Genomic DNA, 22,515 nt, shown 5'->3' with positions numbered 1-22,515 from the left:
ACTGTCATTCATAGCATTTTCAGAATTCTCGTATTCCATGCGCCTGCAACACGATTCACTTGCCTTCCAGATGCTCGGCGCCGCCGCGGCGGTACGCGGCGTCAATGAAGGCACGGCCCTGCCGCAGGCCATCGAAGACGTCGCCACGCACCTGCGGCTCGACCGCGTGCGCGACGCCGCCACGCGCGGCGCCGTGCAGGACCTGGCCTATCGCACCGTGCGCCAGTTCGGCACCACGCGCGCGCTGGTCACCGAACTGGTCACGCGCCCGCCCGGCGCGCTCGTCGATTCCCTGCTGGCCGTGGCCCTGGCGCTGCTGCTGGAAGGCGAGGAGGGCGATGCCAGCAAGGTCGGGCGCGGTGGCTACAGCGATTTCACCGTGGTCGACCAGGCCGTCAGCGCGGCCGCATCCGAGCCGAAGACCGCCCACGCGCGCGGCCTGGTGAACGCGGTGCTGCGCCGCTTTTTGCGTGAACGTCAGCAACTGATGCAGACCGTCAACCAGGACGAGGAAGCGCGCTACAACCTGCCGTCCTGGTGGCTGGCGCAGCTGCGCAAGGCGTACCCGGACCAGTGGACTACGTTGGCGGAGAGCGTCAACGCCCGGCCGCCGATGACGCTGCGCGTGAACACGCAGCGCATGTCGGTGCCGGAGTATCTGACTGAACTGGCCAACGCCGGCATGGCCGGCACGGTCGTGGGCGAGCAGGCGGTGCGGCTGGTCCGCGCGTTCCCGGTCTCGCAGGTGCCCGGCTTTGCCGAAGGCGATGTGTCGGTGCAGGACGCCGGCGCGCAACTGGCCGCGCCCCTTTGCGAATTGTCTGATGGCATGCGCGTGCTCGATGCCTGCGCGGCCCCCGGCGGCAAGACCGGCCACCTGCTGGAGCTGGCCGACATCGACGTCACCGCCGTGGAGAGCGACGCGCAACGCGCCGCCCGCATCCACGAAAACCTTGCCCGCCTGGGCCAGCGCGCCAACGTGATCGTCGGCGACGCGAGCCGGCCCCAGGACTGGTGGGACGGCCAGCCGTTCGATCGCATCCTGGCGGACGTGCCGTGCTCGGCGTCGGGCATCGTGCGGCGCCATCCCGATATCCGATGGCTGCGCCGCGAGACAGATATCGCGCGCCTCGTCAATGAGCAGCGTCGCATCGTGTCTCAACTTTGGCGGCTGCTGAAGCCGGGCGGCATCCTGGTGTACGTGACCTGTTCTATTTTCCCAACGGAAGGCGAGGAGCAGGCGCTCTGGTTTGGTGCGCAGCTACCAGATGCGATACGATTGCAAGCGCCGGGACAACTGCTGCCCGGTACGAAGGCGCCTGAAACGGCCAGCCTGCCAACCGGTTCGCCATCGGGTCTGCCTACCGATCACGATGGCTTCTACTACGCCCGCTTCCAGAAACGCGCCTGATCCCACCGATGCCGAGCCCGCTGCGCTTGTTCGTCCACCGAGTCCCGGGCCGCGCAACGCGCGAGGCGCCGGCGCTCGCGCTGGCCAATAGCGGCCGGCGTGCGCTGGGCACCCTTGGCACACTCAGCATTTGGGCCGTCACCGCATGGCTGCTGCTGAGCCTGCTGCTAGCGCTGACGCCCCGCGCCGAGGCGCAGCTCATCGAGAATTCCGAAGCGAAGATCGAATACCAGGACGGCGGTTTCGAGCTGGCCACCTCGTTCGATTTCGACCTGCCGCCGGCGCTGGAAGACGCGCTGCACAAGGGCATTCCGCTCTATTTCGTGGTCGAATTCCAGCTCTCGCGCCCGCGCTGGTACTGGTTCGACGAGAAGCCGGTGAACACCAACCGCAGCGTGCGCCTGTCGTATCAGCCGCTGACGCGTCAGTACCGCGTTTCCACGGGCGGGCTGCAACTGCCGTTCAACCGCCTCAAGGGCGCGCTGCAGTTCATCCAGCAGGTGCGTGGCTGGCGCGTGTTCGAGCGCGGCGACGTGCGGCGCGGCGAAACCTATCACGCCGAGCTGCGCATGCGGCTCGACCTCTCGCAGCTGCCGAAGCCGTTCCAGATCAACGCGGTGAACACGCGCGAGTGGAACCTGTCGTCCGAGTGGAAGCGCTTCAACTACACCGTGCCGACCAACCTCGACGCGCCGCAGCCGCTGCCCCCACCGCCGGCCCCGATGCCGGCCTCACCGCCTGCGGCACCCCCGGCACCGCCCGCTGCGCCGGCCATCCCCGGCTCCGCGCCCGCCGCGGCCTCCGCGCCATCAGCCGATGCCCGCACGCCGTTCTCGCAGACCGTCTCCACGGTCCTGTCTCCGAGCCAATTGGTACAGCCCGCATCGAGCCCGCCATGAACGGAGCGATCTGGGACAGCCGATTCCGCCGCGTGCTCTATCGCGTCGTGGTGGGGATCATCGTCTTCCTGGCGCTGGTCCTGGTGGGCCTGCTGGCCGGGGCCTCGGCCAACACCGAATTCTTCGATCGCTATTTCACGTTGCTGTTCAAGGTCAACCTCGTCGTCGGCGCGCTACTGGTGCTGACCGTGGGCGCACTGGCCATGACGCTGTGGGTGCGCTACCGGCGCGGCAAGTTCGGCACGCGGCTGATGACCAAGCTGGCCGTGTTCTTCGGCGTGGTGGGCGTGCTGCCGGGCGTGCTGATCTACCTGGTCTCGCTGCAGTTCGTCTCGCGCAGCATCGAATCCTGGTTCGATGTACGCGTGGAAACGGCGCTCGAGGCCGGGCTGAACCTGGGCCGGTCCACCATCGACAGCCAACTGGCCGATCTGCAGGGCAAGGCCCGGCTGATGGCGGACCAGCTCACGGGGTCGTCGGGCATGGCCACGTCGCTGCAACTGAACCGGCTGCGCGAGCAGTACGGCGTGCAGGAGGCCGCGATCTTCACCGGCAGCGGCCGGGTGATGGCCACGGCGTCGAGCAGCTACGCCTCGCTGGTGCCGGACCTGCCGTCGGGCATGCTCGCCGAGCAGGCGCGGCTGGCCGGCGGCTATGCGGCCGTGGAGGGCGGCACCGAGCCCTCGGTAGACGGCAAGCGCACGGGCCCCATCGACAGTACCCACCTGTACCGCATCCGCGTGATCATTCCGCTCGGGCCGGCGCCGTCGCAGAACTCGACCGACGCGGAGGCGCAGGCCGCCGCCGTGGCTGCAGCCGCCGCGGTCCAGCGCGCGCAGCGCCCGCCGCGTGCCGGCATGTCCGCGCCCGGTGCCCGCTGGGCCGGGTCGGGGCTGTCCGTGGAGCGCCGCCCCGAGGACGCACCGGCCACCGGCTTCGGCCTGATGGGCGATACGGTGCGCGAGGAGCGCTACCTCCAGGTGCTGCACCCAGTGCCGGCCGTGCTCGCACGCAATGCCGACGAGGTCCAGCGCGCCTATCAGGAGTACCAGGAAAAGGCGCTGGGGCGCACCGGCCTGCGCAAGATGTACATCGGCACGCTGACCCTGACGCTGTTCCTGGCCGTGTTCATCGCCGTGATGCTGGCCCTGCTGCTGGGCGGCCAGCTCGCCCGGCCGCTGCTGATGCTGCTGCAGGGGACCAAGGAGGTGGCCGAGGGCGATCTCTCACCCAAGCGTGAACTTAAAAGCCGCGACGAACTGGGCATGCTGACGCAGCAGTTCAACGCGATGACGCGCCAGTTGTCCGAGGCCCGCATCGCCGTGGAGGAAAACCGCACCGCGCTGGAGCAGTCGAAGGCCTACCTGGAAAGCGTGCTGCAGAACCTGACCGCCGGCGTGCTGGTGTTCGACCGGCGCTTTGCGCTGCTGACCGCCAACCCCGGCGCCGAGCGCATCTTCCGCCAGCCCTTCGCCGGCGTGCTGGGCCAGCCGGCCGAGCAGATTCCAGGGCTGGGCGAGTTCACCGAGATCGTGCGCCAGGCGTTTTCCGAGCAGAACACCAGCGAGGTGCTGGGCGGCGCGCGGCACTGGCAGAAGCAGATCGAACTGCCGCAGGGCGACGAGGAACAGCCGCTGACGCTGCTGGTGCGCGGCGCCCACCTGCCGGGCGGCAGCCGCGACGAGCCCGGCTACGTGGTGGTTTTCGACGATATTTCCGATGTGATCTCGGCCCAGCGCTCGGTCGCCTGGGGCGAGGTGGCGCGCCGGCTGGCCCACGAAATCAAGAATCCGCTCACCCCGATCCAACTCTCGGCGGAGCGCCTGCAGATGAAACTTTCGCCGAAATTGGAGACAACCGATGCGGAAGTGCTAAAGCGCGGGGCCGCAACGATCGTTAACCAAGTGGCGGCAATGAAACGCATGGTTGACGACTTCCGCGATTACGCGCGTACGCCGCCCGCCGTAGTGCAGACGCTGGCGCTGAATCACCTGGTGGCAGAAGTCTTGCATCTGTATGGGATCGACGAGCCCGGGGTGCACGAGCATCCCGTGATCCATTCGGCGCTGGGGCCCGATTTGCCTGAAATAAAGGGAGATCCGACCCAGTTGCGGCAGGTGATCCACAACTTGCTGCAGAATGCGCAGGATGCGGTGGCGGACAACGTGGCGGCCGGTAGGGCGGCGCCCCATATCACTCTGCACACCGAGACTGTAGAATACAAAGATTCTGCTGGCGAAGACCGGCAGGCCGTCAAGCTGTCCATCGCGGACAATGGTCCAGGATTCGCACCCCGTATTCTCAGTCGGGCGTTCGAACCGTATGTGACCACGAAAGCCAAGGGTAYGGGTCTCGGGCTGGCGATGGTAAAGAAGATCATTGACGAACACGGCGCGCGCATCGAGTTACGCAATCGCATGGACGGCGCCGAGATCATCGGGGCACAGATCTCGATCCTGTTCGTTAAACTGGCATAGTCAAACTGCGTCACCGTCCGGTGGCGCTGCGGTGGGGTTAAGAGGGGAAGTATGGCAACCATCCTCGTAGTCGACGACGAAATGGGCATCCGGGAATTACTCTCGGAGATCCTGAGTGACGAAGGCCATGTGGTCGAAGTGGCGGAGAACGCCCAGCAGGCACGCGAGTACCGTGCGGCGGGGACGCCCGATCTGGTATTGCTCGATATCTGGATGCCAGATACCGATGGCGTCAGCTTGCTCAAGGAATGGTCGGCACAGGGTTACCTGACGATGCCGGTCATCATGATGTCTGGCCACGCCACGATTGACACCGCTGTGGAGGCGACCAAGATTGGCGCGCTGAACTTCCTCGAGAAGCCCATCGCGCTGCAGAAGTTGCTGTCCGCCGTGGAGCAAGGCTTGGCGCGCGGCATCGAACGCCCGCGTACGGCGCCGACGGCGGCCAGCGCGGCGCCTGCCGCCACCTCTGCCACGGGCGAAGCCGCCGCGGCCGCGCTGGCGCCCGCCGAGATGCCCGCGGAGATCGCCGCGAACGGCAATCCGGCACGCCTGCCCGAGGCCGAGATGCACTTCTCCTTCGACATGCCATTGCGTGAGGCACGCGATCTGTTCGAGCGTGCCTATTTCGAATACCACCTGGTGCGCGAACACGGCAGCATGACACGCGTGGCCGAGAAGACCGGCCTCGAGCGTACCCACCTGTACCGCAAGCTCAAGCAGCTCGGCGTGGAGCTGGGTCGCAACAAGCCCGAGCCCACCGAACAATGACCGACAGTGATGCACGGGGCGCTTGACTGGCCGGTTTCGCGCTGATATAGTTTCGCTTCTTTGGCCCGGTAGCTCAGTCGGTAGAGCAGAGGATTGAAAATCCTTGTGTCGGCGGTTCGATTCCGTCCCAGGCCACCAGATACAAGAAAACGGACGCTTCGGCGTCCGTTTTTGCGTTTGGGGTCAATGGTTTAGCGCCTACCCGAACATCTCCTCCGCCACCGTCGGATGCAGGGGCAGGGTCGTCTTCAGGTGCGAGGCCTTGAGCCCCAGCCGCAGCGACACCGCCAGCGCCTGGATGATCTCGGGCGCGGCGTTGTCCATCAAATGCACGCCGAGCACCCGGCCGCTGCGCGCGTTCAGCACCAGCTTGATCATCGACTGTTGCGAACTGCCGCCGAAGCGGTTTTCCAATGAGACAAATCGCTTGATTTCGGTGCGGATGCGCTCCGGCTTCCCCGCGTCCTCGATGGCCTGCGCCTCCGTCATGCCCACCACGCCGATGGCCGGCTCGCAGAACACGGCCGTGGGCACGATGTCGAAATCGGCCAGGTCGCCGCGCTTGCCGAACAGGCGGTCCGCGACCCAGCGGCCCTGTGCGATGGCCACCGGCGTCAGGTGCAGGTTCTCGGCCATGCAGTCGCCCACCGCGTACAGCGCGCGCTCCGCGCTGCGGAACTGGCGGTCCACAACGATGCCGCCCTTTTCGCCCAGTTCGATGCCGATGTCCTCGAGCCCCAGCCCCTCCACATTGGCCTGTCGACCGATGGCCGACAGCACCGCCTGGGCGCGCACGGTCTGGGTACGGCCCGGGTTGCCGTCCTGCGTATAGCAGACCTCGGTCGCGCCATTGGCCTGCGAGAGCAGCGTCACCTCGGTATTGAAATGCAGGCGGATGCCCTTGGCGGCCAGCGCCCCGGCCAGCGAGGCGGAGACGTCGTGGTCGAAGCGCGGCAGCAGCCGGTCCTCGCGCACGAGCAGGTCGACCTTGACGCCGTAGCGCGACAGGATCGACGCCAGTTCCACGGCGATATACCCCCCGCCGATCACCACCATCGACGCCGGCACGGTCTGCCACGTGAACACATCGTCGGACGTGCTCGCCAGCTCGCCGCCGGGCACCGGCAGTACGCGCGGCCGCGCGCCCGTGGCGATCAGCGTCTTGCGGGTGCGCAGGGTTTCGTTGCCGACGACGATCTCGGTCGGGCTCGTCAGCCGGGCCTCGCCGTGCAGGATCTCCACGCCGGCCTCGGTCAGCCGCTGGGCATAAGACGCGTTGAGACGCGCGACCTCGGCATTGACCCGCACGATGGCATCGCGCCAGTCCTCCTTGCCGCCCGTGTGAGACAGGCAATCGGACAAAATGGCCGCCCAGGTGGCACCGTAGGACAGCATCTTCTTGGGCACGCAGCCGCGATTGACGCAGGTGCCGCCGATGGCGCCACGTTCGACCAGGATCACGCGCGCGCCCAGCGACGCCGCGCGCCGGGCCGCCGCTACGCCGCCGGAACCCGCGCCGATGACGACGAGGTCCGCCTCGCGCGCCTTGCCCGGCCGGCCATTGCGCTTGCGGCGCGGCACGTTCTCCACCACGGGCGCCGCGCTGATCTCGCGCGCGCGGCGGCGCTCCTTGGCCGGTGCCGGGGTGGCGGTCTCGGGTGTTGCCTGGCGCTTAGTCATCCATGTCTCCTTGTACGCGGCGCATCGCCGCATTCAACACGACCGACCGGCGCCCGTGGGCGCAACCACTCAGGGCGCCGGCAACAATTCCTCGTCCCGGATCGTGGGCCAGTCGCGCAGAAACGCTTCCGCGTCGCGCCGGCCCAGATCGTAGGCATGTGTCATGGCCTCGGGCCGGGTGTAGTCCCAGCTCGAGATGGGTACGCGCTGCGACGGCTGCAGGTACAGCCGGCGCTGGCCGCCCTCCGCCAGCACGAAGCGGGGCGGGCGCGGGTACAGCCGCGTCACCAGCACCAGCACGTTGCCGGGGGCCGGGTCGAGCGCATCGACGGGCACGTTGTCCACCAGCCCGCCATCGAGCACCGCGCGCCCCTGGCGCTTCAGTACCGGTGTGAACGGCGGCGTGGAGGCCGACTGCAAGAGCAGATCGGCCAGATCCTCGGGCGAAGCACAATCCTGCGCGCGCACGAACTCGGGCCGGAAGCCCAGCTTGCGGCCCAGCCGCGGGTGCAGCGTCTTGAGGAGGTGCTTGTCGATGTTGTACGCGAGCAGCCCGGCGGCCACGGCCAGGCGCGGGCCGCTCCACGGCGGGATATGCGCCACGCCGATGCGGATCTCGGGCGCGGCCTGGAGCCGCGCGAGCCGGTTATCGCCGAACAGCGACAGCAGCGCGTTGCGATAGATGCCGTAATGTGGAAACACGCGCTCGCGCCGCAGCAGGTTGCCCCAGTAGGCGTTGCGCGTGTTGTTGGCCAGGATGTCGCGGTAATAGGCCATGGTCTGGTGCGAATCATGCGCATGGACCATGCACGCCGTAGCCGCCCCGGCCGAGATGCCCGCAATCACGCGCGGCCGCAGCGCCAGCTCGGGCGCCACGGTGTCCCACCAGCCGGCCTGCCACCAGCATCGGTTGCCGCCGCCGGCGAACACGATCTGGTCGAACGGCTGGGAAAGCGGCTGGGGAGGGGCGGAGGAGATTGGCGCGGCGCCAGTCATCATCGTCGGATGGTCCTGGATGTCAGAGCAGCGCGTAGGTGGTGGTGGCCTGCACCGCCAGCTTGCCGTCGGTGCCGGTCAGCTCGATCTCGCCGAACACCACGGTCTTGCCGAGCCGCAGCACGTTGGCGCGCACGCGCACGTCGCCGTCGATCACAGGCCGCATGAAGTTGGTGGTCAGGCTGACCGTGGTCATCGGGCGGAACTCCCCGAGCACCCGGGAGATGGCGACGATCATCGCCGTATCGGCTGCCGACATCAGTACCTGCCCGCACACCACGCCGCCGGCATGGCGAAAAGTCTCACTGAACGGCAGGCGCAGCGTCACGCCCTGGTCGTCCACCGCCTCGGCTCGCAGGCCAAGCTGGCGCACCCACGGGGCGAGCACGCGTTCCAGCGTGGCATCGACATCAGCCAGGGTGAAGGCGGGCGCTGCGGTCGGTGCGGAGGTCGGTTCCGGCATGGCGATCCTGTCGAGCGGGTTTCGCCAATGATACAGGGGGCCGCAGCCCCCCGTGTGATGCACTGCAAGACCCCGCCGGCCGGGGCGGGCGACGGCTACGCCGCGTTGTCGGCAGCGGCGCGGGCACTGCTGCGGCTGGCGTGCCAGCGCAGCACGCGCGGCACCACCACCACGGCCACCGTCATCGCCAGAATCGTGGCGGAGATCGGCTGCTTGACGAACAGGCTCCAGTCGCCCTGGCCAATCGACAGCGCATTGCGCAGCTGCTTCTCGGCCATCGGCCCCAGGATCAGGCCGACGATGACCGGCGCCGTGGGGAAGTCGAAGCGGCGCATGGCCATGCCCAGCAGGCCGATCACGAACAGCAGCAGCAGGTCGAACCACGACTGGCGGATACCGTACGCACCGAGCCCCGCGAAGATCAGGATGCCGCCGTACAGCAGCGGCGTGGGCACGCGCAGCATGCGCACCCAGAGGCCGATCGCCGGCAGGTTCAGCACCAGCAGCATCACATTGCCGATGTACAGCGACGCCAGCAGGCCCCAGACCAGATCGCCCGAGGTCTGGAACAGCATCGGACCGGGCTGGAGGTTGTAGTTCTGGAACGCCGCCAGCAGGATGGCGGTGGTGTTCGAGGTCGGAATGCCCAGCGTCAGCAGCGGCGCCAGCGTGGCCGTCACGGCGGCGTTGTTGGCGGCCTCGGGGCCGGCCACGCCCTCGATGGCGCCCACCTTGCCGAACTCGTCCTGGTGTTTGGAGAGCTTCTTTTCGGTCGCGTACGACAGGAAGGTCGGGATCTCCGCGCCGCCGGCCGGAATCAGCCCGAACGGGAAGCCGATCAGCGTGCCGCGCAGCCAGGCCGGCACCGAGCGCTTCCAGTCCGACTTGTTCATGTGGACGGAACTGAGCTTGTTGAACGAGCCGGCCGGCTGCGGGAAGAACGCGTTGAACAGCGCCTCGCCCACGGCGAACAGGCCCACGGCCACCACGACGATATCCACGCCGTCGTAAAGCTCCTGGATGTTCATCGAGTAACGGGTCTGGCCGGACAGCGAATCGATGCCGATCAGGCCGATGCCGAGCCCCAGGAACAGGCTGGTCATGCCGCGCAGCAGCGACGAGCCGAGCACGGCCGACACGGTCGTGAAGGCCAGCAGCATGATCATGAAGTACTCGCCCGGGCCGAACTGCAGCGCCACGTCCGCCGCCACCGGCGCGAACATCGACAGCAGCACGGTGGCGATGGTGCCCGCCACGAAGGAGCCGATCGCCGCCGTGGCCAGCGCCGGCCCGGCGCGGCCGTTCTTGGCCATCAGGTTGCCTTCCATGGCGGTGACCATGGTGGACGACTCGCCCGGCGTGTTCATCAGGATGGAGGTGGTCGAGCCGCCGTACATCGCGCCGTAGTAGATGCCGGCGAACATGATCAGCGCGGCGGTGGGTTCCACCTTGGCCGTCAGCGGCAGCAGCATCGCCACGGTCAGGGCCGGGCCAATGCCCGGCAGCACGCCGATGGCGGTGCCGAGGAAGCAGCCCACGAGGGCCCACATCAGGTTGATCGGTGTGATGGCGACGGCGAAGCCGTGCATCAACTGGTTCAGGGTATCCATGGCAATTCCTCCCGCCGGTTCAGAAGCCGGAGATCGACAAAAGGGGCAGCAGCGGCAGGTTGATGCCGAGCAAGAATTCAAACAACGCCCACATCGGCAGCGTCAGGCCCAGGCCGATCAGCGCATCGCGCACCAGCCGGCGGCTGCCGTAGCCGCGYGCCACGCAGACCATCATCAGCGTGGAGGACAGCACGAAGCCGAGCGTGCCGATCAGCACCATGTTCAGCACCAGGCCCGCCGCTACCCACAGGAAGCCCTTGAAGTTGTGTGGCGCCTCGGGCAACTCGGCATCTTCCTCCGGCATATTGCGGAAGCCGCCGCGCACGCCCTGCCAGGTCAGCAGCGCGCCGCACACGGCCAGGCCGATGGCGACCAGGGTGGGCGCGAAGCGCGGCGACAGGCCGGCGTAGCCTTCCTCGCCCGAGATGCCGGACAGGCCGGCCAGGAAGAAGGCGGACAACGCCAGGACGGCGATGCCGATGGAGACATGCGATGGTTTCATGGTGGGCTCCCGGAGGGATGGCCACCACCCGCGCGGTCACGACGAGCGTGACAGGATTGTGATTATTGTTGGGGCGCGCGGGTGGGGCGGGTGGGGCGGTGAGGCGAGTCGTGCAGTTGGCGATGAATCCGCCGGACTTACTTGGCAACGCCCAGTTCGCGCAGCGTGCCACCCAGGCGGGTCGACTCGGCATCCACGAACTTGCCGAACTCGTCGCCGGTCAGCAGGAAGGGCGTCCAGTCATTCTTCGTCAGGGCTTCCTTCCAGACCTTGTTCTCGGTGCCCTTGACCACGGCGTCGATCATCGCCTTGCGCTGCTCGGGCGTGATGCCCGGCGCGCCGTAGACGCCGCGCCAGTTATAGATCTCCACGTTCACGCCCTGCTCCTTGAGCGTGGGGATGTCGGCGGTGCGGTCCTTCGAGGTCACCGCCAGCGCGCGCATCTTGCCGCTCTTGATGAAGGGCAGGAACTCGGACACGCCGGCAATGCCCACGGTCACGTGGCCGCCCATGATCGACGCGGAGGCTTCGCCGCCGCCCGCGAACGGCACGTAGTTGATCTTCTTCGGATCCACGCCGATGTCCTTGGCGATCAGGCCGGCCAGGATGTGGTCGATCGAACCCTTCGAGCCACCACCCCAGCTCACGCTGCCCGGGTTGGCCTTGAGCTGCGCGGTCAGGTCCTTGATGGACTTCAGCGGCGAGCTGGCCGGCACGGTCAGGACCATGGTGTCGGCATACAGGCGGGCGATCGGCGTGGCGTTCTTCAGCGTCACGGGCGGATGGTTGGTCTCGATGGCACCGACCATCACCGCGCCGGTCACGATCAGCGCGTTGGGGTTGCCCTTGTCGGTGTTGACGAACTGGGTCAGGCCGATGGTGCCGCCGGCGCCGCCCTTGTTGTCATAGGACGCGGTCTTGGCGGTGCCTGCCGCGATCATCGCCGCGCCGATCGTGCGGCCGGTCTGGTCGTAGCCGCCGCCGGGGTTGGCGCCGATCATGACCTTCAGGCTGTCCACGGCGTAGGCCGGGGCCGCGGCCAGCGTGGCGGCGGCGAGGACGACATGGGCAAAGCGGGCAAGCGTGCGAGGCATCGCGGTCTCCTGTCTTTTTTTGGAATGGATAGCTAGTGATAGCTGTGGGCTGGATTCTAGAGGTCGGTAACTGTCAAAAGCCTGTCAAACCGACAGGAATTCGCATGGGGTTTACGTGAGGGTTGTCTGCTTTGTCTGGCCCCGCCGACACGCGCCGGACGGCACACGCACTACCCACTGCATGGTTTTCGCCACAGACAAGTGCGAGGAAGTCTGATCTAAACATCTTTGACTTGGCTGACGTCAGACATATCACTACGATTGACCACAGTTGCCTGCCGCACGTTGCAGTGCGGAACAGGCGACGGACAAACGATGAAAAAGGGACCCGCGCACAACGAGGCGACGGGCCTGATGGGTGTCAACTGGGGTCAACAATGGATACGACGATCAAGGCTGCCGACGTGTGGCCGCCGGAGCTGGATACGGCCGCGGGTACCGACCGTGGACTGTGGAAGAGCACCATGGCGGCGGCAAGCCAGGCGCTCGAGGCCGCCAAGGGCATGCAGGCGGCGGTGGGGCAGACACTGAAGCTCCAGCACAAGATCATGGCGCTGCGCGACGAGCTGCATCGCGCCGAAGCCGAGCGCGATCTCTACCGCGACCTTCACGCGCGTACGCTCGACGAACTCAACCACACGCTCGACCTCAGCCCCACCGAATGGCAGCGGCTGCGCGCCGAGAACGAGACGCTCCAGATCCGCCATCGCGCCTACAAGCTGCTGGTGCAGCACTACGCGCGCAGCGGCACGCCGGTGGACCCGGCCGTGTTCGCGGAGCAGCGCAGCCGCGTGCAGCAACACATCCTGTTCCAGCGCCGCAAGGGCATCCCGGTTTCGGTGATTGCCGTCGAGGACATCGCCTTCCTGCTGCGCTGACCGGGGACGCCGTCATGACCTGCCTGCACCTCACCCCGCAACCGGCGGTGCCTCTGCATTGCCGGCCCGCGCATCCTCCGCGCAAACCCGGTTTCGCCCCATTGCCTTGGCGGCATAAAGACGGCGGTCGGCCGTCGCCAACATGGCATCGAGTGTCTGGCCCCCGTCGCTCCCGGCTTCGGCCACGCCTATCGACACCGTGAAGCGGATGCGCGCTCCGGGGTCGCCCTGCGTCGCTGACGTGGGCGCGTCCGGGGCGGGCTCCACCGGCATCGCGGCCAGCGCCACGCGCAGCCGTTCGGCACTGACCCTGGCCTCGGCCAGCGTGGCGCCGGGCATCAACACGGCGAATTCCTCACCACCCAGGCGGGCCGGCGTATCCACCGCACGCATATTTTCCCGCAACGCCGTGGCCAGCCGCTGGAGCACGTGGTCGCCGCTGGCATGGCCCCATCGATCATTCACCTTCTTGAAATAGTCGATGTCGAGCATCAGCATCGACAGCGCGCTGCCGTCGCGCGCGCGCCGCGCCGCCGCCTGCGCGAACTGGTCGCCGAAATGACGCCGGTTGGCGAGGTCCGTCAGCGGATCGCGCTCGGCCAGTTTCTGGAGCTTGTCGCCCAGCGCGAGGTAGTAGCTGAACAGCAGCGATACCAGCCTCACCGAGATCCACATCAGCAGCGGCAGCGCGATCCAGACCGGCAGCAGCGGCTTGCTGATGCGCGAGAAAACCTCGCCGTAGAGTTGGGCGGTCGAGACCGCCTCCAGCAGCATCCACTGCCCGGTGCCCAGCCGCTGGTAGAACAGGTAGCCGCCATCGCCCTTGCGCATGCCGGGGCCGTCGGTGGCGAACAGCGTCTGCGGTCCCACGTCGCGCCAGGTGTCGCCCAGCACGTCGGGCCAGCGCAGGTCCGTGCTCAGATGGTCATGGTAGGCCGCGATCAGTCGGCCGGCGCTGTCCATCAGGTAGCGGTTCAGGGCCGGGGAGTCGTCGCTCGGTGCGCCGAGCAGCGCCTGGATATGCTTCAGCGAGACATCCACCGCCACCACGCCGCGAAAGCGCGACTCCACATAGATCGGCACGCTCAGCGTGGTGCGCAGCTCGGTGCTTTCGAACTGGCGATAGGGCGGCGCCCAGCGCAGGTCCTGGCCCGGATTGCGGTCGGGCAGGAGATCGCGGTAGTAGGGCATGCTCGCAAAGCGCTGCAGCAACGCGGGTGCCTTGTCGGCCGGCACCGGGGGATAGGTCACGAAGAAGCCGTTACTCGAGATGAACGTGACCGAATTGCGGATCTCGTCCACGCCCATGGTCAGCCCCAGCACATGGCTGAGCTGGCGCGCGGCGAAGAGGTCGGCGCGCAGGTCGCCCACGTGGCGCTCGAAGCCGGGCAGGCCGGCCAGGGCCTGCGGTGACACGCCGATCACGGGCGCATCGCCGAGCGGGACTTCCATCTGCCAGATCGGCTCGTCGCGCGCGGCGAAGGCCCGATCGATGACGGGGTCCGAGACGCCACGGGCTTGCACGGCCTCCATCCGCATCAGCTGCCGCGCGTAGTCGCGCACGAACGACAGCCGGAAGCGCTCCGACGACACGGCGGCCTCCAGCCCCATCGCGCGCAGCGCGAGATTGTGCTGATGGCTGGCAATCACGCGCTCGCGCAGCGTGTAGAGGTCTCGCAGGCCAACGGCGAGCGTCAGCGCCAGCACGAGGCTGAAACACCAGATCACGACTCGCTGCGGGCGCATGACCGCCGCGCGCGGTAACCATCGCGGTTGCGGCACCAGTTTGCGCCATGGCATCGGGGGCCTCCGGGCAAGTCCCGCCTGAGCGGGCACTGCAACGAAACTGTGACGATGAAGGACAACGCTCGGCCAGTGTAGTGCAGCAAACGGGACTTCGGGAGGGGGTGGCGCCCCGAGCTTAGTGCCGGTCGGTCCGGAAGTAGAGCAGGGCGAGCGCCGGCAGCGCGAAGCCGATCCAGCTCGCCAGCGGCCAGCCGCCGCGCGCGAAGGCCCAGGCGCCCAGCCACGAGCCGGTGGCGCCGCCGACGAAGAAGATCGCCATGTACAGGCCGTTCAGCCGGCTGCGGTGCTCGGCCGACAGCGTGAAGATGGCGCGCTGGCCGACCACAAGGTTCGCCGATACGCCGAAGTCGAGCAGGATGGCCGCCACGGTCAGCGCCAGGAGCGAGGTCATCGACCCCTCCACGCCCACCCGGCTCAACAGGAACGACCCGGCGCCGATGGCCAGCGCGATGGCGGTCATCTGGCGGCTGTGGCCCCGGTCCGCGTAGCGGCCGGCCATCGGCGCGGCGATGGCGCCGGCCACGCCGACCAGCGCGAACACGGCGATGCCGGTCTGCGACATGTGGAACGCAGGCCCGGCCAGATAGAGCGGGATGGTGGTCCAGAACAGGCTGAACACGCCGAACATGCTGGCCTGGTACAGCGCGCGCCGGCGCAGCACGGGCTGGGTACGGAGCAGGTGCGCCATCGACGCCAGCATCTGGCCGTAGGTCACGCCCCGCGCGGGCTGGCGGCGCGGCAGCTTGCGCGCCAGCACCAGCGCCAGCAGCACCATGGCTACGGCCGAGACCGCGAAGATGGTGTGCCAGCCGCCCGTCAGGCCGGCCATCAGGCTCGATACCGGCCGCGCCAGCATGATCCCCATCAGCAGCCCGCTGGTGACGTTGCCGACCACGCGGCCCCGGATATGGTCCGGGGCGAGGTGCGCCGCGAACGGCACCAGCACCTGCACCGCCACCGAGCATAGGCCGATGGCGCAGCCCGCGATCAGGAACACGCTGGCGTGAGTGGCCAGGGCCGCCGCCATGAGCGCCACGGCACAGCCGCCAATCAGCGTCAGGACCAGCTTGCGGTTCTCGACCAGATCCCCGAGCGGCACCAGCAGCACCAGCCCCGCGCAGTAGCCCATCTGGATCAGCGTGACGATCAGCCCGGCAATCTCGGGCGAGAGTTGCAGCGACCGGGCGATCGGGCCGACCAGTGGCTGGGCGTAATAGAGATTGGCGACGATCATGCCGCAGGCCGTGGCCAGCAGCGGCGTGATCCAGGTGGCGGGCTCAGCGGCGCGCTCTGTGGCGGTGGTGGTCATGGGGACGGCCTTGGTGCTCGAAGCCGCCGATTCTAGCGGGAGATAGATAGATGCGTCGGAGGGGTCATTCCGGTGCCGCGTCAGGCATCCGGCCGCTCATCCTCGAAGCGGAACTCCTCCTGCACGGGCGCCGGGTCGTCGCCCTGTTCGTCCGCCGGGATCAGGGCGCTCACGCGCACGCCGAGCAGCCGGATGCGCCGCTCGAGCGGTATCCGCTTCAGGCATTCCGTGGCGCTGCGCCGGATCGCCGCGCCATCGGCGGTATGGGCCGGCATGGTCAGGTCGCGCGTGACCGTGCGGAAATCGTCAAAGCGCAGCTTGATGCCCACCGTGCGGCCCACGTAGCCCTTGCGGCGCAGGTCCTCGCCCACGCGCATGCAGAGCTTGGTGAACGATTCGGACAGCAGAGGACGATCTACGCGTGGGTGCAGGTCGCGCTCGAAGGTGGTTTCGCGGCTCATCGACTTGGGCTCGGAACTGACCACCACCGGGCGGTCATCACGCCCATGCGCCACCTCGATCAGCCAGCTCGCGTAGTTGCGGCCGAAATGGGTCTGGAGCACGCCCTGGTCGGCCTCGGCCAGGTCGCCCACGGTGTCGATGCCGATGCCGGCCAGCTTCTCGGCCGCCTTCGGCCCGATGCCGTTGACCTTGCGCGCCGCGAGCGGCCAGATACGGCGGGGGATGTCGGCGGGGGTGAGCAGGGTCAGGCCATCCGGCTTGTCGAGTTCGGACCCGATCTTCGCCAGCAGCTTGTTGGGCGCCACGCAGATCGAGCAGGTCAGGCCAGTGGCCTCGCTCACGGCCGCCTTGATGCGCGCGGCTACCTCGGCCGGCTCGCCGGGCACCTCGGTCAGATCGATATAGATCTCGTCGATGCCCCGGTCTTCCACCTGCTCGGTGAAGGTGCGCACGGCGGCCTTGAACAGGCCCGAGTAGCGGCGGTAGGCGTCGAAATCGGTCGGCAGCAGGATGGCGTCCGGCGCCAGCTTGGCCGCCTTCATCATGCCCATCGCCGAGAACACGCCCAGCGCGCGGGCTTCGTAGGTAGAAGTGGTGACGACGCCACGTCCGACGTAGTCGCGCAGGCGGGCATAGCGGCGCGAGCCATCGGGCAGCGTCTCCGGGATGGCATTGCGGCCGCCGCCGATGACAACGGCCTGGCCGCGCAGATCGGGATAACGGAGCAGTTCGACGGACGCATAGAAGGCGTCCATGTCGAGGTGGGCGATGCGCCGGACGGGGGTGGACATGGCGAAGGGGGGCGTGCGCGTCGTCGGTACTGTATAAACGTACAGTATAGTGCGTCGGCCCTCGCGTGCCGAGCCGGTGTTAATCCATCATTCCCGGGATGAATCGATTAATCGATCCAAACTTATGCTTCATTTGTCGCGCTGATAGACTTAACGGAATTGCGGCGGGAAACCCACACCCCTTCCATCGCGTAGATCAGCAGCGACACCCAGATCAGTGCATAGCCGAGTTGCTTCTGGGCCGGGAACGGCTCGTGCCACAGCCAGATGCCGAGCAGCAGCTGGAGCGTCGGGCCGGTGTACTGGAGCAGGCCGAGCAGCGAAAGCGGAATCCGGCGCGCGCCGGCGGCGAAGAACAGCAGCGGCACCGCCGTGACCGGGCCGGCCAGCAGCAGCAAGATCTGCGTACCCGGTGCTGCGCTCCGGAAGGTGTCCTGGCCGGTGAAGACGAGCACGCCCAGCGCGGTGGCCGCAATCGGAAACAGCAGCAGCGTCTCCAGCGACAGCCCCTCCAGCGCGCCCAGCGCCCCGGTCTTGCGCAGCAGCCCGTAGCCGCCGAACGACGCCGCCAGCGCGAGCGCGATCCACGGCAGTTGCCCGGCGCTGATGGTCAGCCAGAGCACGCCCCCCGCCGCGACGGCGATGGACAGCCACTGCCCGGGCCGCAGCCGCTCGTGCAGGAACAGCACACCCAGCAGCACGCTGAACAGCGGATTGATGAAGTAGCCCAGGCTCGCATCGACCACCCGGTCGGCCGACACCGCCCAGATATAGAGGAACCAGTTGGCGCAGAGCAGGGCGGCGCTCGCCGCGAAGCCGAGGATCAGGCGCGGATTTCCCGCCACCTCGCGCAGCCAGCCGAAATGCCGCCGCCAGAGCAGGATCGCGCCCAAAAAGACCAGCGACCACACCATCCGGTGCAGCAGGATCTCGAGCGGCGCCACGCCGTGGAGGGATTTGATATAGAGGGGCAGCAGGCCCCAGATGACGTACGCGAGCAGCGCGTAGAAGATGCCGAGTTGCATGGGAGTATCCGGTAGGTGCGCGGATTCTACCGGGACGCCGTCATCGGCGTTGGAACTCGCCTCCCCCTGGCGGGAGAGGCGACAACATCACATCCAAATCACATCGATGTCTTACAGCTTGCGCGCGAAGCTGAACTGCGCGAAGCCCTGCTCGGCCACGTTGAACCAGGCGGCCTCGTTGTTGCGGAACACGCGCCAGTCGTCATAGATCTTCTTGAACGACGGGTTCTTGGCGGTTTCCTCGGCGTACGCGTCCTGCGTGGCCTTGAAGCATGCCTCCATGATCTCCTTCGAGAACGGGCGCAGCTTCACGCCATTCTCCAGCAGACGGGCCAGCGCCTGCGGGTTCACGGCGTCGTACTTGGCCATCATGTTGGTGTGGGCCTCGATGGTGGCCGTTTCCAGCGCGCGCTTGTACTGCGCCGGCAGCTTCTCGAACTCCGGTGCGGAGGCGTAGAACGACAGCTGGGCGCTGCCTTCCCACCAGCCCGGGTAGTAGTAGTACGGCGCCACCTTGTAGAAGCCGAGCTTCTCGTCGTCATACGGGCCGACCCACTCGGCCGCATCGATGGTGCCCTTTTCCAGCGCCGGGTAGATATCGCCACCGGCAATCTGCTGCGGCACCACGCCCAGGCGCTGCAGCACCACGCCGGCAAACCCGGCGATGCGGTACTTCAGGCCCTGCAGGTCCGCCACGGTCTTGATTTCCTTGCGGAACCAGCCGCCCATCTGGGCATTGGTGTTGCCGCCCATGAAGTTGACGACGTTATATTCCTTGAAGAACTCGCGCATCAGCTTCATGCCGTTGCCCTGCATCATCCACGCGGTCTGCTGGCGCGCGGTCAGGCCGAACGGGACGGTGGTGTCGAAGCACAGCGTCGGATTCTTGCCGAAGTAGTAGTAGCCGGCCGTGTGGCCGATCTGCACGGTCTGGTTCTGCACGGCGTCCAGCACCTGCAGGCCCGGCACCACTTCACCGGCGGCGAACACCTTGATGTTGAACTTACCGTCGGTCAGCTCCTTCACGCGCTGGGACAGTAGCTCGGCGGCGCCGTAGATGGTGTCCAGCGACTTCGGGAAGCTCGATGCCAGGCGCCATTCCACCGCCGGGTTGCTGCCGATCACGGCCGGCGCGCCCGGTGCGCTCGCCGACGCCGCGGGCGCGGCGGGTTTGTCTTCCTTGCCGCACGCGGCCAGGGCCCCGGTAGCGGCCACAGCCGATGCTTTCAACAGGAAGGAACGACGTTCCATGACATCTCCTCTTATAGATATATGTGCGCTGGCTGCCCCACCCATAGGACAAGTCCAAAACAGCCGGTCGATTATAGCGGTGGCGTTTTGCGCACGACCACACTCCCGACTGCGGGTTTTCGCTAGGGATTCGCACTTCTGCAACGGTTTACGGGGAGACTGGCAAGGTGGCGCGAGGTGATCTTTTCGCAATGTGAGATGCCGCACGGTTTGATGGATTTTGTAACCCGTCTTGCGGTCAAAAAGTTCGCCTGTTAAAAAACGGAGCCCCCATCCGGCGCGCCGCGCGCCGTCACTGTTTCCCATGCTGCTGCCAGTACCCCGATTCGCTCGCCTGCGTTCCCGCCGTCTCACGTTTGCCGTCATGGCTGCTTGGGGCATGGTCGCCTGCGCGCAAACGGGCAGTCAGGTGGCGACACCGCCACAAATTTCGGCCAGCACTGTGCCGCCGACGGCCATGGCGTCGACTTCGGCCCCAGCGAGCGTACCTACCGCTGCGCCGGTGGCGGCTGCCGCGCCGGCGACGGACCCGCTGTACGACCTGATCCAGCCGACCGTCGTCCCGGGTACGAGCAAGCCTGCTGCCGATGCGGCTGTGGCAATTACGGCGAAAGCGGCGAATGCGGCACCATCCGAAACCATGGCAACCGTCGCGGCGGAGAACCCCGTGGACCCCGACTTTGTCGGTCCGCCCGAGTCGGCCGCAGCCCCGCCGCCTCCGCCACCGCCATTGGTCCTCTTCCCGCAGCGGCTGGGTGAATTCCCCGCGCAGCCGGCTCAGCCCGTCCAGCCGGCACGCGCCAGTGCCGCTGATGGCACAAACGGCGGTGATCAAGTCGACAGCGCTGAAGCGGGTACGGTCTCGGATGCACCTCCGGTGCTCCGCTCGCAGTTGCCGGCCGAGGATCTCGCTGGCGATACGGTATGGCGCATGGGTTACAGCGGCCGTGCAGCGGTCGAGGACCGCGCCAGCACGCAGCGCGCCTGCCCGGGCGGTGGTACGCCGTCGGTCGGGCTCGGTGGCGGGCTGGCCTGCACCAGCACTGGCGAGGTCAAGATCCGCGAATCGCTGGCCGACATCGGCGGCGGCACCCAGGTCCAGCTCGTGGCCCAGGCCCGGGGTACCAACGCCACCTCGGTCAACGGCAACGCCGCCGCCGTGGACCCCTACGCACTGGTGCCGCAGTTCTATACCTCTGTCACCGGGCTCTCGGGTGTATCCGTGCTCGATGGCGCCAGCGTCTGGGCCGGCCGCCGCGAGAGCAATCCGTTCCTGATGTCGTCCGGCCTGCTGCCGCCCAACTCGCCCTCGATGCGATTCGGGGTGGATAACGCCAAACTGGGCGATTTCGGACTCAGTTATCAATACACCGCACGTAACGATCTGAACGGAGCCCATCTGCCCAGCTATCACAGCCTGCGCAGCGCCCCGATCGACACCAATGACAAGGGCAACGTCCAGTTGGGTTTCACGCGCGTGGAGCCGCTCTCGGCCATGGAAGACACCGGCAGCGCCTGGTGGGCCTCGGCCATGCACGAGCAGAAGAACGTGCTGATGGGCACCAACCGGCTGGGCGTGCAGTACGGGCAGGGGTCGCGCGCGGCCATGACCGGCTACACGGGCATGGGCGCTTCGCTGTCACGCGTGCGCGTGGCGGAATCGATGGAGTGGAAGGGCCGCTCGGGCATCGGCGGCTCGGTGGAATCGAGCCTGCAGCTGGACCGCTCGCCGGTCGGCACGCTGCAATGGGCGGCCACGCGCTTCCGTCCGGCCTATGTGGCCAACGACCAGTTCCGGCTCAACTTCGAAGTCGCGCACGACCAGATCTCGTCCGGGTTTGGCGTGGGTGGCCAGCGCACCGCGCTGACCGTGGCGCCGACCTTCACGCTCGGCAAGTCCACGGGCAACGCCAACCTACGCGCGTTCTACACCTACAGCCGCGCGAGCGACGTCGACGGCATCACCTTCGCCACGCCCGCCGAAGCCTGGGCGACCCAGACCAGCGGCTCGATCTTCGGCGTGCAGCTCAACCGCCGCTGGTAATCATTCTTCGGATAGATGATCGAGCGGAAATTTCAGCCCACTCAATTCGTCCCGTCACTGCAAATCGTTCCGCATCACCAGTAGCCACGGCATGTGCGAGTTGGTGAAGGCGTCGAGCTGGCCGGCATCGTTGAGGTCGATCTCGCTCATGGTCACCGACTGCTGCACATTGCCGCCGATGGCCCGCACCACGCGCGCAGCGGGGTCCACGGCCACGACGATGTCGCAGTGCATCGGCGTGGTGCCGAAGCCGATCTCCGACAGGTTCTCGAGGTACTTGTCACGTCCGCGCGGCGCGCAGATGACATCGCCAGGGCGCGGCAGCGCCGGCATCGGCTCGATATGGAAGGCGGGACGCGGCAGCTTGCCATCCCGGGCATCGACCACATACATCGCATGGGACTGACCGGTCAGGAACTGGTCGTTGTTGAGCCCAGCCTTGCGCATCACCCACGAAATGAACACGGCCGACCACGCCCACGCGCCTTGCGTCACCTGGCGGCAATCCGGCGCCTCGCCCACGATGCCCCAGTAGCGCTGGGCCATCCGGCAGCCTTGCGCGGTGGCTTCCATGCCCGTGCCATCGGGAAAACGTATGCAATCCGTTGCATTCCTGTTCTCGTCCGATTCATCGTCCGCCGACTGGGCGCCTTGCGGGGCGAGGGGAGCGAACGATTCGACTGCCACCGGGGCGGGCAGGGGACTGTGCGTCACACAGGCGCCATCGTCGCGGCCGATGCGCATGGTCTGGCTGCCCCACTTGCGCCACTCCTGCATGGCGATCTCGACAATGCGCTCACGCGGCGTGGCGCCGGGCGTGGTGGCCACGCGCTCCAGGTCGGGCAAGGGCACGGCCTGCGGACGTGCCGTGCGCGGCGGCGCGGCGGTGCAACCACATAGCACGGCGAGTGCTACCAGACTCAGAAAACGCCGAGTCAGTGCCTGTGGAGAAAGCTGTGGAGCCTTGTGTGGAAAGCGCTGTGTATAACGCTGTGGAAATCTGAGTGCGAGCGGGCTGGACGGCATGGCGAGGCCACGGATGGCGA

At 67.4% G+C, this 22,515-nt stretch carries 18 protein-coding genes and 1 tRNA gene; 7 read left to right on the top strand and 12 right to left on the bottom strand.

What is annotated here, in order from left to right:
- The first annotated feature begins 37 nt into the window (after window positions 1-37).
- The 5 genes from rsmB (at window position 38) to AC1DEL_RS24920 (ending at window position 5,696) form a co-directional block, all read left to right on the top strand.
- Window positions 38-1,411 carry a 16S rRNA (cytosine(967)-C(5))-methyltransferase RsmB gene (gene rsmB / locus AC1DEL_RS24940; protein ID WP_477126356.1) on the top strand — a complete coding sequence of 458 codons (1,374 nt, stop codon included), beginning with the start codon at window positions 38-40 and terminating at the stop codon, window positions 1,409-1,411.
- Between the two features lie 8 nt (window positions 1,412-1,419).
- Entirely contained in the window at window positions 1,420-2,310 is an 891-nt protein-coding gene (locus AC1DEL_RS24935) for a DUF4390 domain-containing protein (protein WP_092290990.1), read from the top strand.
- The gene (locus tag AC1DEL_RS24930) at window positions 2,307-4,787 is read left to right on the top strand and encodes a sensor histidine kinase (protein WP_477159207.1); all 2,481 of its coding nucleotides are present in this window, start codon (window positions 2,307-2,309) and stop codon (window positions 4,785-4,787) included. The genes AC1DEL_RS24935 and AC1DEL_RS24930 overlap by 4 nt, the downstream gene beginning before the upstream one ends.
- 51 nt (window positions 4,788-4,838) lie before the next feature.
- A complete protein-coding gene (locus tag AC1DEL_RS24925) occupies window positions 4,839-5,558 on the top strand; it encodes a response regulator (RefSeq protein WP_092290986.1) in 720 nt (239 codons plus the stop codon).
- Between the two features lie 62 nt (window positions 5,559-5,620).
- Window positions 5,621-5,696 (top strand) — tRNA-Phe (locus tag AC1DEL_RS24920).
- A gap of 60 nt (window positions 5,697-5,756) precedes the next feature.
- Here the strand turns inward: AC1DEL_RS24920 and AC1DEL_RS24915 are convergent.
- The 6 genes from AC1DEL_RS24915 to AC1DEL_RS24890 all read right to left on the bottom strand — a co-directional run bounded on the left by AC1DEL_RS24915 (window position 5,757) and on the right by AC1DEL_RS24890 (window position 11,903).
- Window positions 5,757-7,238 carry a dihydrolipoyl dehydrogenase family protein gene (locus AC1DEL_RS24915; protein ID WP_092290984.1) on the bottom strand — a complete coding sequence of 494 codons (1,482 nt, stop codon included), beginning with the start codon at window positions 7,236-7,238 and terminating at the stop codon, window positions 5,757-5,759.
- Window positions 7,239-7,307: 69 nt separating this feature from the next.
- Window positions 7,308-8,237: a patatin-like phospholipase family protein gene (locus AC1DEL_RS24910; RefSeq protein WP_255370691.1), complete on the bottom strand. Its 930-nt coding sequence runs from the start codon at window positions 8,235-8,237 to the stop codon at window positions 7,308-7,310.
- Between the two features lie 19 nt (window positions 8,238-8,256).
- Window positions 8,257-8,697, bottom strand: coding sequence for a PaaI family thioesterase (locus AC1DEL_RS24905; protein ID WP_092290980.1), 441 nt, complete (start codon window positions 8,695-8,697; stop codon window positions 8,257-8,259).
- Window positions 8,698-8,792: 95 nt separating this feature from the next.
- On the bottom strand, window positions 8,793-10,307 hold the full coding sequence (locus tag AC1DEL_RS24900; protein WP_092290978.1) for a tripartite tricarboxylate transporter permease: 1,515 nt from the start codon (window positions 10,305-10,307) through the stop codon (window positions 8,793-8,795).
- A gap of 19 nt (window positions 10,308-10,326) precedes the next feature.
- Entirely contained in the window at window positions 10,327-10,809 is a 483-nt protein-coding gene (locus AC1DEL_RS24895; RefSeq protein WP_477126355.1) for a tripartite tricarboxylate transporter TctB family protein, read from the bottom strand.
- Window positions 10,810-10,946: 137 nt separating this feature from the next.
- Window positions 10,947-11,903: a Bug family tripartite tricarboxylate transporter substrate binding protein gene (locus AC1DEL_RS24890; protein ID WP_092290974.1), complete on the bottom strand. Its 957-nt coding sequence runs from the start codon at window positions 11,901-11,903 to the stop codon at window positions 10,947-10,949.
- A gap of 377 nt (window positions 11,904-12,280) precedes the next feature.
- On the opposite strand from AC1DEL_RS24890, the gene AC1DEL_RS24885 reads away from it, so the two are divergent.
- Window positions 12,281-12,781 (top strand): hypothetical protein, encoded by a 501-nt coding sequence (locus AC1DEL_RS24885; protein ID WP_092290972.1) that lies wholly within the window; start codon window positions 12,281-12,283, stop codon window positions 12,779-12,781.
- A 30-nt stretch (window positions 12,782-12,811) separates the two neighbouring features.
- Here the strand turns inward: AC1DEL_RS24885 and AC1DEL_RS24880 are convergent, their stop codons facing one another.
- From AC1DEL_RS24880 to AC1DEL_RS24860, 5 genes are all read right to left on the bottom strand, one after another.
- A complete protein-coding gene (locus AC1DEL_RS24880) occupies window positions 12,812-14,581 on the bottom strand; it encodes a diguanylate cyclase (protein WP_477126354.1) in 1,770 nt (589 codons plus the stop codon).
- 121 nt (window positions 14,582-14,702) lie between these two features.
- Window positions 14,703-15,896, bottom strand: a complete 1,194-nt coding sequence (locus tag AC1DEL_RS24875) for an MFS transporter (RefSeq protein ID WP_441591598.1) — start codon at window positions 15,894-15,896, stop codon at window positions 14,703-14,705.
- Between the two features lie 80 nt (window positions 15,897-15,976).
- Entirely contained in the window at window positions 15,977-17,149 is a 1,173-nt protein-coding gene (gene dinB / locus AC1DEL_RS24870; protein ID WP_092290966.1) for a DNA polymerase IV, read from the bottom strand.
- Window positions 17,150-17,271: 122 nt separating this feature from the next.
- The gene (gene rarD / locus AC1DEL_RS24865; protein WP_092290963.1) at window positions 17,272-18,174 is read right to left on the bottom strand and encodes an EamA family transporter RarD; all 903 of its coding nucleotides are present in this window, start codon (window positions 18,172-18,174) and stop codon (window positions 17,272-17,274) included.
- Window positions 18,175-18,285: 111 nt separating this feature from the next.
- Window positions 18,286-19,425, bottom strand: coding sequence for a TRAP transporter substrate-binding protein (locus AC1DEL_RS24860; protein WP_092290961.1), 1,140 nt, complete (start codon window positions 19,423-19,425; stop codon window positions 18,286-18,288).
- Window positions 19,426-19,729: 304 nt separating this feature from the next.
- On the opposite strand from AC1DEL_RS24860, the gene AC1DEL_RS24855 reads away from it, so the two are divergent.
- Window positions 19,730-21,469 (top strand): carbohydrate porin, encoded by a 1,740-nt coding sequence (locus AC1DEL_RS24855; RefSeq protein ID WP_092290959.1) that lies wholly within the window; start codon window positions 19,730-19,732, stop codon window positions 21,467-21,469.
- 54 nt (window positions 21,470-21,523) lie between these two features.
- Here AC1DEL_RS24855 and AC1DEL_RS24850 read toward each other — a convergent pair whose 3' ends face one another.
- Window positions 21,524-22,495, bottom strand: coding sequence for a DUF2272 domain-containing protein (locus AC1DEL_RS24850; protein ID WP_477126353.1), 972 nt, complete (start codon window positions 22,493-22,495; stop codon window positions 21,524-21,526).
- Between the last annotated feature and the right edge of the window lie 20 nt (window positions 22,496-22,515).

This window comes from Cupriavidus sp. 10L43_2 (assembly GCF_056395265.1).
This window is presented reverse-complemented; position numbering and strand designations above follow the sequence as displayed.

Bases quoted from the DNA above. Each gene is read 5' to 3' on its own strand.
- rsmB (WP_477126356.1), top strand. From the start codon at position 38: ATGCGCCTGCAACACGATTCACTTGCCTTCCAGATGCTCGGCGCCGCC.
- AC1DEL_RS24935 (WP_092290990.1), top strand. From the start codon at position 1,420: ATGCCGAGCCCGCTGCGCTTGTTCGTCCACCGAGTCCCGGGCCGCGCA.
- AC1DEL_RS24925 (WP_092290986.1), top strand. From the start codon at position 4,839: ATGGCAACCATCCTCGTAGTCGACGACGAAATGGGCATCCGGGAATTA.
- AC1DEL_RS24915 (WP_092290984.1), bottom strand. From the start codon at position 7,238: ATGACTAAGCGCCAGGCAACACCCGAGACCGCCACCCCGGCACCGGCC.
- AC1DEL_RS24910 (WP_255370691.1), bottom strand. From the start codon at position 8,237: ATGATGACTGGCGCCGCGCCAATCTCCTCCGCCCCTCCCCAGCCGCTT.
- AC1DEL_RS24905 (WP_092290980.1), bottom strand. From the start codon at position 8,697: ATGCCGGAACCGACCTCCGCACCGACCGCAGCGCCCGCCTTCACCCTG.
- AC1DEL_RS24900 (WP_092290978.1), bottom strand. From the start codon at position 10,307: ATGGATACCCTGAACCAGTTGATGCACGGCTTCGCCGTCGCCATCACA.
- AC1DEL_RS24890 (WP_092290974.1), bottom strand. From the start codon at position 11,903: ATGCCTCGCACGCTTGCCCGCTTTGCCCATGTCGTCCTCGCCGCCGCC.
- AC1DEL_RS24885 (WP_092290972.1), top strand. From the start codon at position 12,281: ATGGATACGACGATCAAGGCTGCCGACGTGTGGCCGCCGGAGCTGGAT.
- AC1DEL_RS24880 (WP_477126354.1), bottom strand. From the start codon at position 14,581: ATGCCATGGCGCAAACTGGTGCCGCAACCGCGATGGTTACCGCGCGCG.
- AC1DEL_RS24875 (WP_441591598.1), bottom strand. From the start codon at position 15,896: ATGACCACCACCGCCACAGAGCGCGCCGCTGAGCCCGCCACCTGGATC.
- dinB (WP_092290966.1), bottom strand. From the start codon at position 17,149: ATGTCCACCCCCGTCCGGCGCATCGCCCACCTCGACATGGACGCCTTC.
- rarD (WP_092290963.1), bottom strand. From the start codon at position 18,174: ATGCAACTCGGCATCTTCTACGCGCTGCTCGCGTACGTCATCTGGGGC.
- AC1DEL_RS24860 (WP_092290961.1), bottom strand. From the start codon at position 19,425: ATGGAACGTCGTTCCTTCCTGTTGAAAGCATCGGCTGTGGCCGCTACC.
- AC1DEL_RS24855 (WP_092290959.1), top strand. From the start codon at position 19,730: ATGCTGCTGCCAGTACCCCGATTCGCTCGCCTGCGTTCCCGCCGTCTC.
- AC1DEL_RS24850 (WP_477126353.1), bottom strand. From the start codon at position 22,495: ATGCCGTCCAGCCCGCTCGCACTCAGATTTCCACAGCGTTATACACAG.